We start from the raw sequence: 15989 nt of genomic DNA on the forward strand, positions 1-15989 counted from the left end.
TACCGACACACCGGTTCGGAGCACTTCTACCGGTGACGACACGACTATGTGTGACGTGACACCGACGATTAAGGCTCGGGATGATGTCGATGGTTGCGGGTGTCTCGAATGCCGCAACATCGAGACGACCACAACCAATCGAACCGTCCTCGACGCGCTCGTCTGGTCGGTTCGCCTGTTTCAGTCCTATCCGTCGATCCTCGTCTTTGCCGGCGTGGTTATCCTGGTCAACCGGCTGCTCGAAACGGACATTATCACCGTGCTCCCAATGCCCGTAATCGGCGTGGTCGAGGCCGTGACGGCGTTCGCGTTCATCATCTCGATCCGCGCCTACATAGGAACGATCGTCGCCGGCGAACTGACCGGCAACCCCATCACGAGACGTGAAGGATTGCGTCGAAGCATCGCCCGCACACCAGCGTTAGTGGGCGTTATCCTTCTCGTCGTGTTTTCGGTAATGACAATGCCGTTCTTCGTGTCAGCGCCGCTAATCCTGTTGATCGGCGTACTCCCGGGGACGCCGGTGGAGATGGTAGGTTTCCCCGTCGCTGCAGCGGTCGGCGGGATCGTGTTCGCCGTACCGCTTCTGTTTCTCCTGTTCAAGTTCTGGTTTGCACCTGAGGCATGTGTCATCGGCCAGTACGGCCCTCTCAAATCCTTACGGGTGAGCTGGCGTATCACGACGCACTACCGACGAAAGTTCATGCTTATCGCAGTGATCGCTATTGGAAGTGCAGTCAGTCTCTATCTCCCAACAGTTCTTCCCCAGCCCGAAACAGGACTAACGTTTGTGTATCCCGTGTTGAGTATGATCTCGTCCAGTGTCGGTGAACTACTCTCGATCGTGTGGGCAAGCGCGTACGCACACATCTACGTCCAAGGAATCCTTTCGTGAACTGGGAGTCGTGATAAGGATTCAGTTTCCTTGAATCGCATCGATGATGATCACTCCGCTCACGACCGGCTCTGTCGGGACCGAACCGCTATCGGTCAGTTTGACATCCTCCCCGGGTGGAAGGGCGAGGCTTTCTCCTCGACTCTCCGTAAATAATGTAGCCGGTGTCCACGCAGTTCGGTCCGGAAACACTACTGGTCAGTTGTCCGCGAACCAGACGAGCGGTTGTGTGCGGCCGTGGACGGATTCGGCGACTGGCACGTTCCCGACGGTCTCCCAGGTGCCGTCCTCACCGCACTTTCGGAGTAGCGTCCCACGGTTCGTGACGGCATACGCGTCGGAGCCGTGAGTACACCAGCCGACTGCGACTTCGCTGGGCGTCGGCGATGTCACCGACCTGAAAGTGTTGCCATCGACCGATTCGAACAACGCGTGGTCACGGTCGTTCAGCCAGCCGCCGGGTGGCGACGGTGAGCCGCCAGCGTACAGGTGATCATCGTGTGCGAGGGATTCTCGGAAGTACGTCTGTCGGTGGCCGGCGTCCAGTCGAGTCCACGACTGGCCGGCGTCCGTTGTGCGGTAGAGTCCACTCCCAGTCGCCGCGATCCAGACATCCGAGCCCGCAACTTCGATGTGGTGGACGTCGTCGAGATGGGGCGCGTCAAATCCCGTGACGCGTCGATCCTTCCACGTTTCGCCGCTGTCGTTACTGACGTAGACGCCGCCGACTTCCACGGCGACGACGAGGCGGTCAGAGACACCGGTTGAAGCGCGAACGTCCCGGACTTGCGCGACGCCGTCGTGTCGATCGGTGCCCCAGTCGTCACGGTCGTCGAGTGCCGTGAACGCGTCCAGTTCCTGCCACACCACGTCCTCACCGAGGCCGCCATTCGGCGGGAGATCGGCCGCGTAGAGGCGCGCCGGCCGCGTTCCGGCGTAGAGCCGGTCGGTGCTCGCTCCGACGCTGTACACCTCACCCGCGGGAACGTCCAGATCGATCCACTCGGAGCCGTCGAGAGAGTAGTACAGGCCTGTCGTGGTCGCAGCGAGTACACCATCGACCGCGTCAACCGTCTCAACTCGCATCACTTGTCCCCCTTCTTGGACCTGTGCGACATCCGGATTGCTGCTCTGGATGTCGGTTACGGCATGGACGCCGTCGTCACTGCCGACGAGAAGCATATCCCGACGCATTGACTGGCAAAAAAAAGCTCTTCGGCTTTGTTGAAATACTCAGCAGTTGATAGTTTTACACCCCCCGATTGCTCAGTAGAGGAGACTCACGGATTGCTCAACACAGGGAAGTCCTGTCAGAACTAGTGGAACGGGTAACGATGCTCAACTTGGTGTCTGACTCTGGTCCTCGTCGTCTCTGAATAGCCAATACAGTCCCAAACCCAGTACTGCTTCGAGTGGGCCGAGAAACACTGCTACGAGTAAAAAGAGGAAGTAAACGAGCATACCGAATATGCTCTCAGGGGAGGGGCTGGTATCCATATCTACTACTCTGATTGGTTTGATAATAGAACCTTCGGGACAATAGATTCGCAGCTCTCATTGATCGGCTGTTTCAGGCGAGAATATGTTTGAAGAATAGGATTTCAACAGAGCCAGCTCTTCCGGTCCTGTTGAACGAAGCCCAAACTTTTGATAACAGCTTCAAATACCGTTAGCACGCCGGTCGAACACATCGAGGATCGATTTCGGGTTATGGATATGTGGGATCCAAAGTTCTTGATCAGCACATTCGATGACGACCGTCGACGTGTCAAGCCACCTGTGGAGCCGATTCCGTTCGACACGCAAGCCGTGTTCGTCCCACGATTCGATCCGCCACAGTCGCGTCCGGAACAGTCGATCGTACGCGACAATCGCGTCTCTGTTTTCGGACACGCGGTATTCAACGCCGCCGTACCGCAACCCGTAGTCAATCGTGAGAAGCCCAACTGGAGTGACGAGACTGACACCGACGAGCGCGAGAACAATATCCCAGGCGCGACCCATAGCGAAGAGCAACGAAATCAGCAGGATGAATCCGCCGACGGCCAACGAACCTGGATGGCATCGAACGTTTGCGGGTGAAAGGCCACCGAACAGTCTGCCGAGAACCGACGGCCGCACTCGCTCGGCCACTCTCTCCACCGATTCGATCGAATTGTGAGTCGGTGGCTCGTAAGCCCAGCCAAGTTCGAACGAAGTCGATTCGTCGAAGGCGGCGAGTCGGTCGCGGTACAGCCCACCGAGATCGAAGCTGAATTTCACGAAAACGATTCCAACCAGGATTGGGAGACCAACAACTGTCGGATCGACAGCCGTAATCGGATCATCACCCGAAACCGAATCCGTGGTGAGTCCAATGAACGTCGCCGTGAGTAGCCCGCCGATTCCGATCACCGCACCCCGCATAAAGATGCCTTGGATCGCCGTCTGGGCACTGTGATCACGGTATCCTTCTCGGTGAAAATATTCAACGAGTGTCGATGCTCCTTCGCTGAGAAAGATACCGAACGAAGAAAGCACTACCAGCTCCAGCGCGCTCGGATCAAGCGTTTCAGAACCGATCACACCAACGGTCGTGACTCCTACAAAGAACCAGACGAGTGCGAGGATAGGGGCGGCGACGACGAGGACTGGTAGCGTGGAAAGTCGAATCCCGAGATCGGTAAACGGAATCGAGATTGCCGTCCGCTTGCTTGCCAGCGCTCCACCGATCAGCGGATCAGAATCAAATTCCGACGGTCGACCGGCAAACAGCGCTTTCACTAGTACCCAAAATGAAACGATCCCGAGCTCAAACCAGTAGAGAAAGACGAGTGCTGCGAGATTCCACCCCAGAGCAACCACGCCAACGAGCGGCAGTGCATTCGCAACGATGACCGCGATCGTCTTAGACGGTGGACGATCGTCCTGTAGGGTTTCACGCGAGATCATGAGTAGTCCAATCGAGTGAGTGTTTCTACGGAACGCCTTTTGCGCGTTCGTGATACCAGCCGCCGAACATTCCGAGGGGAACCACAAGCCACCCGGCTGCAATAACGGCGAACAGGGATCCAGCAGGGAGGAGTAACACGAAAAAGACCAATCCCTCACCCACTGCCATATCGCCGCTGGTTACGTTTGAGACCGCAAGTAATAACGCTGGGGCAAGAGCTCCAACGCAAAGACTACTGAGGGCTGTAAACCCGCCATACAGGGAGCCGTAGACACGCCTGTTTTCTTCTGGATAGTACTTGCCCCAGAGAACGAACCCGAGAATAAACGAGGTTAGAATCACAAGCGGAAGAAACAGTAGGCCGACGCTGAAGAAAAATCCAAGCGTTCCAGTACCGACTCCAGCAGCGAGCAGAATTCCACCCCCACTGAACCACAAAACTGCTGCCAAAAGCCCAGTCGCGGCCATCGCAATTCCACCGCCAACATCACGACGAGAAGCGTACGGCAGAGCACCAGGACCGTATCGATGACAGAGACCCCGAGTCATATGCTGACATTCCCCGAGAGATTATGTAAACTACCGGATTTATTAAGCGATAGAGGATGTAAGTTAGTCGCGTAGTAACCACAAAAAATAGTTTCGTTCATAGTGGCTTTCACTCCTGCTGATACACGTATTGGGACAGAACGAATACGAACGCTGTTGAAAAGAACACAGCCATCATCTCTACAGAGAGCTCCCCAACCGACCAATACTGATACGACAGAACGCTGAACCCAGTAACCAAGGCTGCTGTAAACCCATTTCGATAGCTCTTTGCTTTTGTTTCGGACAACTCCGAATCCAGAATGTGATCTATTAGTGCGGCCATGGATCCGAAACCTCTGCTGGAACAGTTAAACAATTCGTAAGATCAAACGCAGATTGTCCCTATGACTCCCTTCAGTACAACATGAATCTGGCACGTACATCGCTTTCAGCGTTCCGCTGTTTTTCACCCATTAGATCCGAAGCGTGACTACGTCATCGTGCGCAATCGTTGCCCGATCTGCAGCCGGCGAAGCCCGACCTCGATACCTGTCACAACGAGAAGCAGACCGAGGTAGAGAAACCACGCACCGAAGTACAGTGCGTGGGGGTCATCGGGACTGGCTGTGAACTCCGCCTGTACGGTGAGCAGCATGAACACGGTGAGGACTGTCGCTGGCGCAACCACAAGATGGCGAACTAAGAGATACAGTGGAACAGCAGCGAGTACCCACATCCCAAGGGTACTACTGATGTACATGAGCCAGCTGAACTCACCCGAAACGGTGAGACCAAGTCGGAGTGCAAACCACAGCATCACGGCTGCGTGGAGTACGCCACCAACCGTAGCGACGCGTACCGCCTGCCCCCGTGACGCAGGGATCGAAATTAGTGCAGGCAGTGATGGTACTGCTGGAAGCCGCTTCCACCCGGTACGAACAGTGTATTCCACCAGACCGAGAAACAAGAATCCAACCAGCCAGATAGAGGCATTCAGCATATACCGGACGATATACAGCCCGTTCTCGACGACGATGATACCGGTCGGTTCAGCAAGGCGTTCCAACTCTGCGACATCACTGAAGGTCGGCCCTGGTGGCGTGAGTTCCATCCCGAGCACGTAGCCAGTGGTTAGCGTGAGGGCGAGCAGTGGGGCGAAAATTCGATACCGGAGCACAAGCCACACTGGAGCAGCAGCCATGACAACGAGACCACCATAGCGCCACCCCATCCCGAGACTTGTGTACTCCGATGGGCCGATTGAATAACCGAGTGCCAGTGCCACAACGATGAGGGTTCCCGCGTGGACGAGACCAATGAGAAGGCTGACTAGAATGGATCGGATGGAGGGCATCACATTTCCGTTCGTATCCCAGTCGTAATTATCTGGTTCTGTTGAAACCCTCTTTTCAGACACAAAATGAGGGTAACGCTGGTTGTACAAAGGACGGGTGATGTGAACTGGCCGAACGAGTTCTCTTCGAGTTGATCCTAACCCCGATATATAAAGTACACCCAAGCGGTGCAGACGGATATGGTTGAAGCGGTGAGGACTATTATCGGGATAATTCTACTTGCTAGCTCTTTGTGGTTTGGATACCAAGCTATCACCGCCAGAATACTCTGCCGATCAGTGTCGGCATCTGAAGACGAAAGTCCACCAACGCTCGTCGATGGCGAGACCATCGCTATAGAGGGGACGATTCACGTCAGGGACTCTCCGCCACTAAGCAACTCTTTCCCGATCGATGACGCGGAGTCGATTGGTGCGTACGTGTGGCGGCTCAAGGAATCTGAGTCACATAACTACAATCTTGATGCCGAAGAGCCCGGAGCGGATATGAATATGATTACGTATGCATCCGGGATCGAGTCCGGGACGTTTTTGATTGACGACGGTCGGCGCGAGATTCGTATCGACACAGACTGGTTGGTCGAGACCCACGACAGCACCGATATTACAACAGTGTCTCCGGATTGGACCGTATCAACCTCTCTGTCGAAGCGTAGCTGGAGATCAAAGTACATCCATCTGAAGGAAAACTGGGCTGTCAACCCCATTCCCACTATGAAGTACATCTTCGATGTAGATGCCTCCGAAGAGATCCCTGACGGCGAGTATTTCGAGGCAAGAACCATCCTCGACGGCGAGGTCCTGGCCGTCTACGGAGAAGTCACGATGGATCAGGACACCCCCGTACTCCGGGGAAGCGACGAGACGCCGCTAGTACTCTCTGATCAAGGGTTTGATGACTTCAGCAGTAGGCTTCGGCGGCAATCCGTAAAGAATGGACTGGCCTCAAGTGGATTTGCGGTTATCGCCAGCCTCACACTAGCAAACGGACTGGGAATTGTATGAGATGCGCCGCTGTCGGTTGGTCAGCGAGTGACAGTGACAAAGCAGCCCCGCGCGCGGGTGATACATAGGCGGCTGCTACTGGGACTGATTTATACGCGGCTGCTACTGGGACTAATTTTTTCTCTCACGATTGTACCACCGTCACACTCCGCGCCGATTCTTGGATGTAGGTGAAATCCTCGAGCACGAGAACCGGCGTCTCGACTGACTCAGCGTACTCCACCATCTCCCTGGTGACGGTGTGGAGGATATCGTCTATTTGCGCCCACGACTCGTCGCCAAAGATATCTGCAATTCGTTCGCTCTCGCGACTTTGGAGTCGCCACATCGTGGTGAAGTAGCGCTTGCGGAGTAGACGTACCGTCTTTCCCTCATCCGTCCAAAGTTCAGGGTTTGTCGGGGAACCATGCTCGTCGCGGTGACACACCGTGACGAGACTTGCTTCTCCAATATCGACGCCGATGGGGGTGCCTTCTTCGGCAGAAACTTCTGAGCTGAGCGGGACGTCGCGGCTCGCGGTGAGATGGAAATACCACGTCCCATCCCGCTGGATCAAGCGACCTTCCCCCACGTCTGCGTCACCAGCAATCACGACTTCAAGCCAGTCCCGTTGCTCAGGGTTCGCCTGTGCTGGTACCCAGAGATGGTAGTCCTCGTGGTGTGGGATTTTGACGTACCACTCTATCGCGTTTTCGGGCTTGTGGTCGATTTTCACTCCCTCGTTCGTGAAGCGAACAGGATGATGGTCACTGAGTTCACCTGCCCCATAGGTCGTCGTTAGCTGTGGGACATACCGATTCAGGGCGTTCTTCGCGTAACTGCTCAGTTGGTAATCAACCACGATGTCGTTCGCTTCCGATAGTGTGGTACAGCTCGCGTCGAAGGCCTCTTGAAGCGCCTGCTGGTAGGCCGCCCGCATCTCACGGAGCTTCTCCCGCTTGTGTGCGTTCGGGTCTACCAGTTTCAATTCCAGCGTTTTTGTGAGTTCAGTCACGGCTCATCACCTTCTGATACCGACTGGTTGTCTTAGAGGGCCCACCAGGTCGCTATCGAACTTGCCTGCATCTGTTTTCCCCCACGGAGACCATCCGGGACTGGTCTGCCCCACCCCTTCTTGGGGGCGATACACATTCTCCGAAGCGATCTAGCCAAATCCTCGTTGCGACGCCGCTCAGGACTCGACTTGTGTATCGACGTCCCCACTGTGTTGCGGGTGTGAGAGCAGACTCACGTTCTGGAGAAGGATCCTCGCTGCCTCGTTTCGCTCTTGATCTGCGTCGTCGAGTCCGGCAGTCTCGATCCAGTTGAGATTGCTGAGCACACAGTGCAGCCGATATCCTTGTTCGACATCTGGATTCATTGGAAGCGCCTCACTCCCCGCCGGTCTGGATAGACATCACACGATAACTCTCGTCGGACTCGAGGGATCTGTCCTCGTCTCGTCAGGAGCATCTGACGTGTCCTGAACTGACGATCTGTTTCCGTCTTTTCTGCACCTATGTCTCGAGAGCTCCAATTCGGCCTATTCGCGGATAATCTCTGTTTTTAGGTGGATTGACGGCCAAACTCCTCTCTGCGACAGATATTCGTACGTGGGGGCCTGATTTTCTAGGTAGATATGGTCGGAGGGGAAATTTCTGGTCCGAATGGACCTAGCGGTCCCGATAAACGTAATGATCCCTTCCAGTCGTTTTCATCTGTCCAAGATCAGTTTGAGGCTGCTGTCAAGGCCTCGTTTGATGATCCGGACGTATTCCTCGAAACCGTCATCGACGATGTCCTCGCCATGCCACCGGAAGAGCGCTTCGAGGAATCAGTCACCGTAATTGAAGAGCACTACAAAGATGAGTTTGGCCAAGCAGATACTCTTGCGGCTCTGTTACCGTTTGGTCAACAGTGGATCGAAAGCTATCTTACCGAACTCTTTTCGCAGGTAATGACCAAGGTAGCGAAAACTGCCTTCCATACTCGTGAAGGTGGAGACTGGCTTATTGTTCTCCCAGTTCTCCAAGCTTGTAACGTCGCATTTGAGGATGTTACTGAGGACAGTATTGAGCATTCAGAGAAGAGTAAACTCTTTTCAGCACTCACCGCGCTCTTCTTCCGCCTGTATCGAGAAGTGAAACAGGAGAAGAACGACGGGACCGGTGATTTTGAACTCGTTGCGATGGATCTCATCCGGGCTCTCGAAGTGATTGTCCCCATCACCGAGAGCGGGGCACAAGTTCTATCTGCTGACGAGGTAACCGCCTCAGAGGCATATGACATCGCTCGTCAAGAGGGAGCGATGCTCTGTTATGTCTACGCCGATATCTCTATCGGTCGGGGTGCTGAACTAGCAGGACTCTCCCAAGTCGAATTCAAGCAGCTATTGGAGAGTTATGATATCACCCCTCGCTACGGGCCTCAATCTGTCAGTGATCTCCACTCCGGCGTGGATCTGAACGATGGATAGGCCTTGGCTCGTATTGGACAATTCCGTCCTCTCCGCATTTGCGAACGCTGGATGGTTCCACGGCCCCGAAGTGTGGGACGTGGACTACCAATTGGTTACGAGCCGGCGAATCTGGGAGCAAGAATTTCTTCCGTACCATCCTGTTGAAAACACTCCTGAGTGGCTTTCAGTACACAAAATTGATTTGGAAGATGCTCGCGCTAAGATTCCAAATAAGTTAAGCGTACACGATTGGACTGGAGTCATCGCAGCAGAACGATCAGAACGGTCAGTGTTGACCACGAACGACTTCGCCATGAAAAAGACTGCAGAGGGGAGAGATGTTGAGACACTTTGGGGAACTGCATTCGCTATTCAAACCTATCAGAAGTGTGGGATTTCAATCAACGAATTTGACATCGGCGTTAATGATTATATTTCTGATGTAACGTTAGGGCCAGATATTGCAGCGGAACTCCGAAACACCCAGAAAGAGCCGTAGACCTACGTAGCGGACTTCCCCGTCGCGAACGACGTACCGATTCGCCAGCACAAGGAAGCGGCACGTCGTGAACCCCGCTGTCTGGATATCGAGTTCCTCGTTGGCTTCGATATGGTCGGCGAGTTTTCGCAAGAACTCGTGGGTTACGATGCCACCCTCGTAGTCCGGGAGGCCGTTCTCCCGCGCCTTGTACACCTCGAAGTCGTCATACCCCCAGATGGTGAGTTCCCCGTCTTCGGTAACCTCCCAGTCGAGGGTCCCGAAGCAGTAGCTCTCACAGAGCTCACGGACTGCCTGCGGATCCGATACCACCGCGCCAGTCGACGTCGTTGCAGCTTGTAGTGTCGCCATATCTGGACGTCACGGGGTCGCCTTCGCACCCCTGTCGGGGGCGATAAACCAACATGAGAGGTGCCACCTTGGGCGTGGTCGGCGATTCCAGTTAGGAATCTGCGTGCGCGTCCGCCCCGGCTCCGTCGCCCGGCCGCGTGAGAAGGCTCACCTCTTCCAGGAGGTCTCTCGCGGTCTCGACTCGCTCTCGATCCGCGTCGTCCAATCGGTCGACGTCGAGTCGGTTGAGATTACTGAGTATACGATGCATCCGGTAGCCCTGTTTGAACTCTTGCTCCATCGGAAGCGCCTCACCGCTCGCCGGCGCGGAAAGACTCGCCATCGAGACCGGCGTCGGGCTTGCAGGATATCACGACCTTAACCAACGAACCTCGACGGTACTCCCAGACTGTTGGTTAACCGACGCCCAGCACTGGCCCTACTCGGGACGGGGTCCGTAGCGAGCCGAGCCACACACCCGGCATTCCCAGATCGGTTGCCCCGTCCACGCCTCATGCGGGACCGACTCGTGGGTCTTGAACCGATGGTCGGTCCTCCGTCCACAGGTTTGACAGTCGAGTTCCTGAGTTGTCGGTACCGACGACACCTGGCGATCAGCCGCAGCCTCGCCAGCGGATTTGGTTAGCGCCATCGCTGGAACCAGCCACACCGCGTCGTCGTCGTCGTCGAGGACCTCAGTGAGCCGTGACGTGTCGCGGATGCCGTTCCCTCGCTGGTCGAAGAGCCGCGTCGGGGCCTGTTCCTGACGCTCCGACGCTTCCTGCCCGTGCCACCCTGTCCGTGCACGGGCGGCACTGAGAAGCTCCTCTCCTGCCGCTGACGACGCCTGTACCGCGCCGGGGAGCGAGGGCCATTGCTCGGCCAGCTGGCGCGCCGGCGCCTCGTCGAGGTCGTAGATGAGTGTGTAGTCGTCGACGGCCGGCTCCGCCTCGTTGGCAGAGAGGAGGTTCGCCGCGGCGCCGCCCTTCGCTATGGCGCCGTAGAACGTGGTCGACTCGACGACTAGGTGGACGATGCCGAGGAATGTCGTCGACGCTGGCTCGTTCGTGCTAGTCGCGTCACTCCCGAGATGGTTGGTGAGACAGAACCGGCATTTCGTCTGGCCGTCCGGGACTGACGTCCCACAGGACCGACACTCGCCGTCGGTGGTCGTCGGCGCATCGGGGTAGCCACCAGCGCTCGTCGCGACGCGTTGCCGCCGGGGGGCACCTTCACACCCATCGCCAGCCTCGTGTCCGGAATGTGGGACGCCTCGCCGGTCGGCCGCAGTTCCTCGAAGTCAGAATATCGGTTGTGGATTGGTTAGCTCATAGCTTCTGTCGGCTTCACTTTTGAACGTCCGGACGACCGTCGCTTAATCAAGCACGCGTTGGCACTCTACTCGGATGTCGAAGCCGCTCACGAACAGAGGATCGATGTGGTTGACCGAACCACGCGATAATGCTGCCTCACGGCGGGTTTGAGGCGCTATTCAGCTGGTCGATATCGTCGTTCTCGTACGCTGCCCGCCACATCGCATGCACGGCACGCGTCACGAGTGACACCTCGGTCACGTCGATACAGGACGGTTCGGCGTCAGCTGTCGCGGCTTCAGGCGGCCGGTGGAAATGAATCTCGGGAGAGTGTGTGTTCGGGTGGCGATCGAAGCGCCAATTGACGTGCTCGCTATCGACGTAGTGGAACGAATACATCCCCAGTTCGCTCCACTGGATATCGAGCCGAGCGCTGTCGGCGTCGCCGAGCCCATCACTGAGACTGATCTGTAGTTCCGTGGGGGCGACGACGTCGTCGTACGCCGTGGCGTCGACCAACGGCTCGAGTTCGAGCCAGAGATCACGAATCCGCTGGAGCGCCGGCAGATAGGTCGCCCCGAACTCGCCGGCGCGGTCGTCCTCACTCATACGGCGAGCTGATGGCTGGCCTCGTCGTAGGCGAGTGCGGCTTGCACGACGGCGAGATTCTGCCGCGTCGTGCGCCATGCTGCCAGGTCGTCCCATCCTTCCGTCTCGTCGGCGTCGAGTTGTTGGGCGAGTTCCTCCGGCGACACCACGTCGTAGCGGTCCTCGTAGCGACGTATCTCGGCCTTCATCTCTTTGATGCTGTCGAGCAACTCCGGTCGATCGACATCCTCACGCAGCTCGCGGATCCGGGACATCAAGATCCGGTCGCTGTTGCGCTTGTATATCGTTGTTTGGCCCTCCTGTTCCGTCTCGGCGAACCCGGTGTTCACGAGGGTCTTGCAGTGTCGACGTGCGGTTGGCTCGCTCACGAGGGCACGGTCGGCAATCTCGGCCGCCGACTGCCCGTCGTGGGTCTGTTCGACAATTTCGTACACCCGCTCGAACGGTGTGGTGTCGTCTTTCCAGTCCGCTTTGACTTGCTCATTGACGTCGTCCCACGTTTCGGTCATACTGGGTGTTACGCAGTCGAGGAACAAATAGTTTCCTGGGGAAATTATCTCGTGGTAGTACTTGTAGATGAGCGTTGTCAGGTTTATATTATTACCTCACATAGCTGCGAGGATGTTCTCCTCGAAATCTCGCTGTTGGATTTCAAAACTATGAGTACGGTTGTGGCTGCCGGCCGACCAGAGGGAGGCCGGGAGCGGAGGGTGGGGAGGCGGGGTCTGGGTCGGTCCGGCACACAGCAAAAAAGAAAGTCCCGCTGATCGGCTACTCCCACCACTGACCGCGCTCTGGGAACATGACGGTGCTCCACCCGGTCAGCGCCACCGAGACGCGTCCGTCGTACCAGTTCTTCGCCGCTCCGTGAATACGAACGCGCTCGCCTTCTTCGATCCAGGGTTGGTCACTCGCGACCCACGACGTTAGCTTCGTTTTCCCACTCTCGTCTTCGATGAGTCCAACTTGTTGAATGGCTGGACTCGACGGTTCCCAAAGCACGCTCACACGACCCTCGATGCTCACCTCTTTACGATCGACGTCTTCGAGTTTTCCGATGGGCACGGTGCCACCCGGGGCTGTCTGCAACTCCTCGAACACCCGCACGACCGCACTCGTCATATCCGTGCCCTCGACGACCGCTTCGGCTAGCCGTCGACTGATCGCCGCCCGCGCCCAGCCATCCAACCGCGTCGCGAGTCGGTCTGCCTCCATGTTCACCGTCGCCAGTTCATCCTGTGAGAGTTCCGCTCTGGGATCATCCTGTTCGGGGTCAGCCATCGGGTCCACGCTCGCGGCACGTTTCTGGAACTCCTGCTGGCGTTCCTTGCTCCCTTGGGCGGCGACCTCTCGCGTGCGTTGCTCCCGACCGTCCTGCGTCCCGAGTTCGGCCTGGGCCCTGATGTGCTCCAGTTCGGCATCTCGCGCTCGAATGCGCTCTTCCTGTTCGAGAGTGACACCGTGAATCCGCTCGTCGCTCGTGTCTGCGATCCCGTACGGGTGATTCGCATCCACCTTTGCCTGCGTTTCCTGCTCGACCGCGGCCTCGAACGTCGGCGTCTCATCGACGACCGGGAAGCCGTCTTCATCGACTGCCTGCTCACCCGCATTCTCGAATGCCTGTTCATCCACCGTAACGACCTTGCGACTCGAGTTGGTACTAGACATTGGATCTCACTGATCCGAAGGCGCTCACGGGCCACCCCCGCGATGCTCTTACATCGCGGGTTTCCTCGACGACACCGACCGACAGATCCATCTGCGCGCGCTCGCTCGCGCCATCGCGAGCGCCCTCCCGGGCGCGAGCGAGTGCGCGCCCGCCTGCGGTGCCCCCAACCAGCACCGCGCGCCGACCCGCCCGAAGCGAGCGGCCAGCGCATTCCCCGTTCGCCGCGACGCAACCACGTCCGTCGCGGTCGGCGTTGCCGAGGTCCGCAGGACCCGAACGGGTGAAGCGCTGGCGCCGAGGGCACATTCACTTTAGCCCGGCAGTCCGCCCGCTACTGTAGGCAGACCGCCCGGAATGGTCGGTCGCGAGCGACGCGGAGGGCGGAATGCGGCGAGCGGTGCGAGCCGTATCGTACACACCGGCCAGCCGATAGAGAGTAATATCAGCTCAATAAATCCCTGTTAAGTTACGAAAGAGGGGCAAGCGAATGTTTACATCTCCGCCGAATTTAACCGAACCTCGAAACCAGAGGAAGGCATCGTTGGCTCTGATAAAATCCTCAATCAGTGATATGTTTTCGTGGTTGTGCTGAATATAGAAATTGTATTCAGCAACAGTTTAGCGTTCCTTCCTCTGCCGTTTACGTGACCAGATTAGTCACAAGAGCTGCTTAGTCTTCATGTCGCTTCTCTACGAGTTCGCGCGCTCGTTCGTTGATTTTGTTGAGCTCCCTGTCGATCTCGACGTCAGAACCGCCGTGCGAATCCCGGATAGATAGATCGATGGGAGACGGCAGGAAGCCACTGTCGTCTTCCTCGGCGTCCTCACTACCCCCACCACTCCGGTCTAGCAGTGAGTGGAACACCTCCCACAGACTTCGAGCCATACTCACACGTCTTACTGGTCTATTGTTACTTGTTCGTTCCGTATTGACCGATACACAGTATTCCATGGCTCTGTTGAAATCCTTGAGTGGTGATATATTTTGGAGTATGTGCTGACTAGAGAGGGTTCACGAGTCACTCAGTACACAGAGCTAAACGATAGGCTGTTTCAGCTTGTTTTGTGTCTGAACAAGAGGATTTCAACAGAGCCGCATCGTTCAAAGGGGGAGAAATAACCGAACAGCACCCAGATAGGGCTCTTTCCTTCGGCTCAGCCAGCGAGTGGTAATTCGAGAATGAAAACGGCACCTGTCGGCTCGTTGTCTTCCACCCAGATCTCGCCCCCGTATTCAGTGACAAGCGTGTCAACGAGATAGAGCCCGATTCCCGTGCCGGGACTTCCGAGCCCCCGTTCCCCTTTTCCGAACACAGTGTCTTTGTGATCGTCGGGGATTCCGGGCCCGTTGTCGGCGATGCGAACTTCCACTTCGTTGTCGCGGACCGCACACGAAATCTCGATATGAGGAGTCTCCGCATCGTTATGCTGGACAGCGTTGTTGAGGAGGTTACGGAAGACCGAACCGAGCATACTGTTGGCAGCGACCTCCACATCAGGCGGCGAAGTCTCCAGTATGAACTCTGCCTCCGGGAAGGATTCCTTGCGAAGCGACAGCTCGGTTTCCAAGACCGAACGCAGTGACACGGGTTCCACGGTGAGCGTTTCATCCGAGACCACCGTTTCCACGTACTCACGCGCAACCTCGGTCAGTTCAACGACGTGTTCCCCGCTGGCGAGGATCTTCTGTAGGTATTCGCGGCTCTCGTCGTCGATGTGGTCGTCGAGCATTTCTGCCCAGCCAAGGACGACCCCCATATCGTTACGAATATCGTGTCGAACGATCCGATTCAACAGTTCAAGCTCTTGCTCGCGGCGTTTTTGATCCGTGATATCGGTGGAAATGCCGACGATCTCCGAGACATTCCCCGCCTCATCCTGGAGGATGACTTGCCGATTGAGCGTCCATCGGATCGAGCCATCTGGACGAACGACGCGCCCTTCATACTCCGTATCACGAAGTTCGCAGGTTGACGCCTCGATGTTTGCGCGAACACGCTCTCGGTCGTCGGGGTGAATTGTCTCGATCAGTGTATTGATGTCGTCTTTGATTTCATCGGGCGGGATCCCCCAGATCTCTTCGAAGCCAGCACTGATGTACTCGAATTTCCCGGGCTCGGACGCTGTCCAGAGGGCTACGCCGTCAAGTTCATCAAATAACGACCGAAAATCACGGCGCTTACCAAGCGATTCAGTGTTCATACGGCTTCCTGAAGACCAAACCGTATAAATTCTGGTTCATACCGCTCTACTCTCCGAGTTCTCGTCAGCTAGTCGCGGTGGGCGGGGCGGGCCGGTATGCACACACCGGCTCAACTGGCTCACCGCTCGGCCAACCAGCTACCGTCCTGATGGACTCAAAACGGGTGAGACTAGCTCGGCCTCTCCCGACCCCCCAAGCATCGCAGGCACGAG

At 56.8% G+C, this 15989-nt stretch carries 18 protein-coding genes and 2 pseudogenes; 4 read left to right on the top strand and 16 right to left on the bottom strand.

Annotation, left to right across the window (positions count from 1 at the left end; translation table 11 throughout):
• Positions 1-46 precede the first annotated feature (46 nt).
• Positions 47-895 (top strand): hypothetical protein, encoded by an 849-nt coding sequence (locus U4E84_RS05555; RefSeq protein WP_322531103.1) that lies wholly within the window; start codon positions 47-49, stop codon positions 893-895.
• Between the two features lie 198 nt (positions 896-1093).
• On the opposite strand, the gene U4E84_RS05560 is transcribed toward U4E84_RS05555, so the two are convergent.
• The 6 genes from U4E84_RS05560 to U4E84_RS05585 all read right to left on the bottom strand — a co-directional run bounded on the left by U4E84_RS05560 (position 1094) and on the right by U4E84_RS05585 (position 5712).
• Positions 1094-2077 carry a hypothetical protein gene (locus U4E84_RS05560; RefSeq protein ID WP_322531104.1) on the bottom strand — a complete coding sequence of 328 codons (984 nt, stop codon included), beginning with the start codon at positions 2075-2077 and terminating at the stop codon, positions 1094-1096.
• Between the two features lie 156 nt (positions 2078-2233).
• Positions 2234-2392, bottom strand: a complete 159-nt coding sequence (locus U4E84_RS05565) for a hypothetical protein (RefSeq protein WP_322531105.1) — start codon at positions 2390-2392, stop codon at positions 2234-2236.
• 162 nt (positions 2393-2554) lie between these two features.
• The gene (locus U4E84_RS05570) at positions 2555-3826 is read right to left on the bottom strand and encodes a DUF6498-containing protein (RefSeq protein ID WP_322531106.1); all 1272 of its coding nucleotides are present in this window, start codon (positions 3824-3826) and stop codon (positions 2555-2557) included.
• A gap of 25 nt (positions 3827-3851) precedes the next feature.
• Positions 3852-4295, bottom strand: a complete 444-nt coding sequence (locus U4E84_RS05575; RefSeq protein ID WP_322531107.1) for a hypothetical protein — start codon at positions 4293-4295, stop codon at positions 3852-3854.
• A gap of 190 nt (positions 4296-4485) precedes the next feature.
• Positions 4486-4701, bottom strand: a complete 216-nt coding sequence (locus U4E84_RS05580; RefSeq protein ID WP_322531108.1) for a hypothetical protein — start codon at positions 4699-4701, stop codon at positions 4486-4488.
• A 147-nt stretch (positions 4702-4848) separates the two neighbouring features.
• Entirely contained in the window at positions 4849-5712 is an 864-nt protein-coding gene (locus U4E84_RS05585) for a hypothetical protein (protein WP_322531109.1), read from the bottom strand.
• A gap of 180 nt (positions 5713-5892) precedes the next feature.
• Here U4E84_RS05585 and U4E84_RS05590 point away from each other — a divergent pair, with 180 nt between their 5' ends.
• On the top strand, positions 5893-6717 hold the full coding sequence (locus U4E84_RS05590) for a hypothetical protein (protein WP_322531110.1): 825 nt from the start codon (positions 5893-5895) through the stop codon (positions 6715-6717).
• 157 nt (positions 6718-6874) lie between these two features.
• Here U4E84_RS05590 and U4E84_RS05595 read toward each other — a convergent pair.
• Positions 6875-7711, bottom strand: a pseudogene (locus tag U4E84_RS05595) (RNA-guided endonuclease TnpB family protein); the annotation flags it as partial.
• Positions 7712-7888: 177 nt separating this feature from the next.
• On the bottom strand, positions 7889-8077 hold the full coding sequence (locus tag U4E84_RS05600; RefSeq protein ID WP_322531111.1) for a hypothetical protein: 189 nt from the start codon (positions 8075-8077) through the stop codon (positions 7889-7891).
• Positions 8078-8335: 258 nt separating this feature from the next.
• Here U4E84_RS05600 and U4E84_RS05605 point away from each other — a divergent pair, with 258 nt between their 5' ends.
• Together U4E84_RS05605 and U4E84_RS05610 are read left to right on the top strand one after the other, a co-directional pair.
• Entirely contained in the window at positions 8336-9172 is an 837-nt protein-coding gene (locus U4E84_RS05605; RefSeq protein WP_322531112.1) for a UPF0175 family protein, read from the top strand.
• Complete coding sequence (locus U4E84_RS05610) at positions 9165-9653, top strand: hypothetical protein (RefSeq protein WP_322531113.1); 489 nt, start codon at positions 9165-9167, stop codon at positions 9651-9653. The genes U4E84_RS05605 and U4E84_RS05610 overlap by 8 nt, the downstream gene beginning before the upstream one ends.
• Here U4E84_RS05610 and U4E84_RS05615 read toward each other — a convergent pair.
• The 8 genes and pseudogenes from U4E84_RS05615 to U4E84_RS05650 form a co-directional block, all read right to left on the bottom strand.
• Complete coding sequence (locus U4E84_RS05615; protein WP_322531114.1) at positions 9603-10004, bottom strand: hypothetical protein; 402 nt, start codon at positions 10002-10004, stop codon at positions 9603-9605. The two genes, U4E84_RS05610 and U4E84_RS05615, sit on opposite strands and share 51 nt — an antisense overlap.
• A gap of 91 nt (positions 10005-10095) precedes the next feature.
• Positions 10096-10284, bottom strand: a complete 189-nt coding sequence (locus tag U4E84_RS05620; protein WP_049908471.1) for a hypothetical protein — start codon at positions 10282-10284, stop codon at positions 10096-10098.
• Between the two features lie 138 nt (positions 10285-10422).
• Positions 10423-11303 (bottom strand): annotated as a pseudogene (locus tag U4E84_RS05625) (hypothetical protein).
• Positions 11304-11452: 149 nt separating this feature from the next.
• Positions 11453-11905: a hypothetical protein gene (locus U4E84_RS05630; RefSeq protein ID WP_322531115.1), complete on the bottom strand. Its 453-nt coding sequence runs from the start codon at positions 11903-11905 to the stop codon at positions 11453-11455.
• The gene (locus tag U4E84_RS05635; protein ID WP_322531116.1) at positions 11902-12414 is read right to left on the bottom strand and encodes a winged helix-turn-helix domain-containing protein; all 513 of its coding nucleotides are present in this window, start codon (positions 12412-12414) and stop codon (positions 11902-11904) included. The genes U4E84_RS05630 and U4E84_RS05635 overlap by 4 nt, the downstream gene beginning before the upstream one ends.
• 262 nt (positions 12415-12676) lie before the next feature.
• Positions 12677-13573: a DNA-binding protein gene (locus tag U4E84_RS05640; protein ID WP_322531117.1), complete on the bottom strand. Its 897-nt coding sequence runs from the start codon at positions 13571-13573 to the stop codon at positions 12677-12679.
• A gap of 671 nt (positions 13574-14244) precedes the next feature.
• Positions 14245-14460, bottom strand: coding sequence for a hypothetical protein (locus U4E84_RS05645; RefSeq protein ID WP_322531118.1), 216 nt, complete (start codon positions 14458-14460; stop codon positions 14245-14247).
• 269 nt (positions 14461-14729) lie between these two features.
• Positions 14730-15776, bottom strand: coding sequence for a PAS domain-containing sensor histidine kinase (locus U4E84_RS05650; protein ID WP_322531119.1), 1047 nt, complete (start codon positions 15774-15776; stop codon positions 14730-14732).
• Positions 15777-15989: the final 213 nt, after the last annotated feature.

Origin of the sequence: Halorubrum sp. AD140 (genome assembly GCF_034497445.1) — an archaeon.
Taxonomy (GTDB): Archaea; Halobacteriota; Halobacteria; order Halobacteriales; family Haloferacaceae; genus Halorubrum.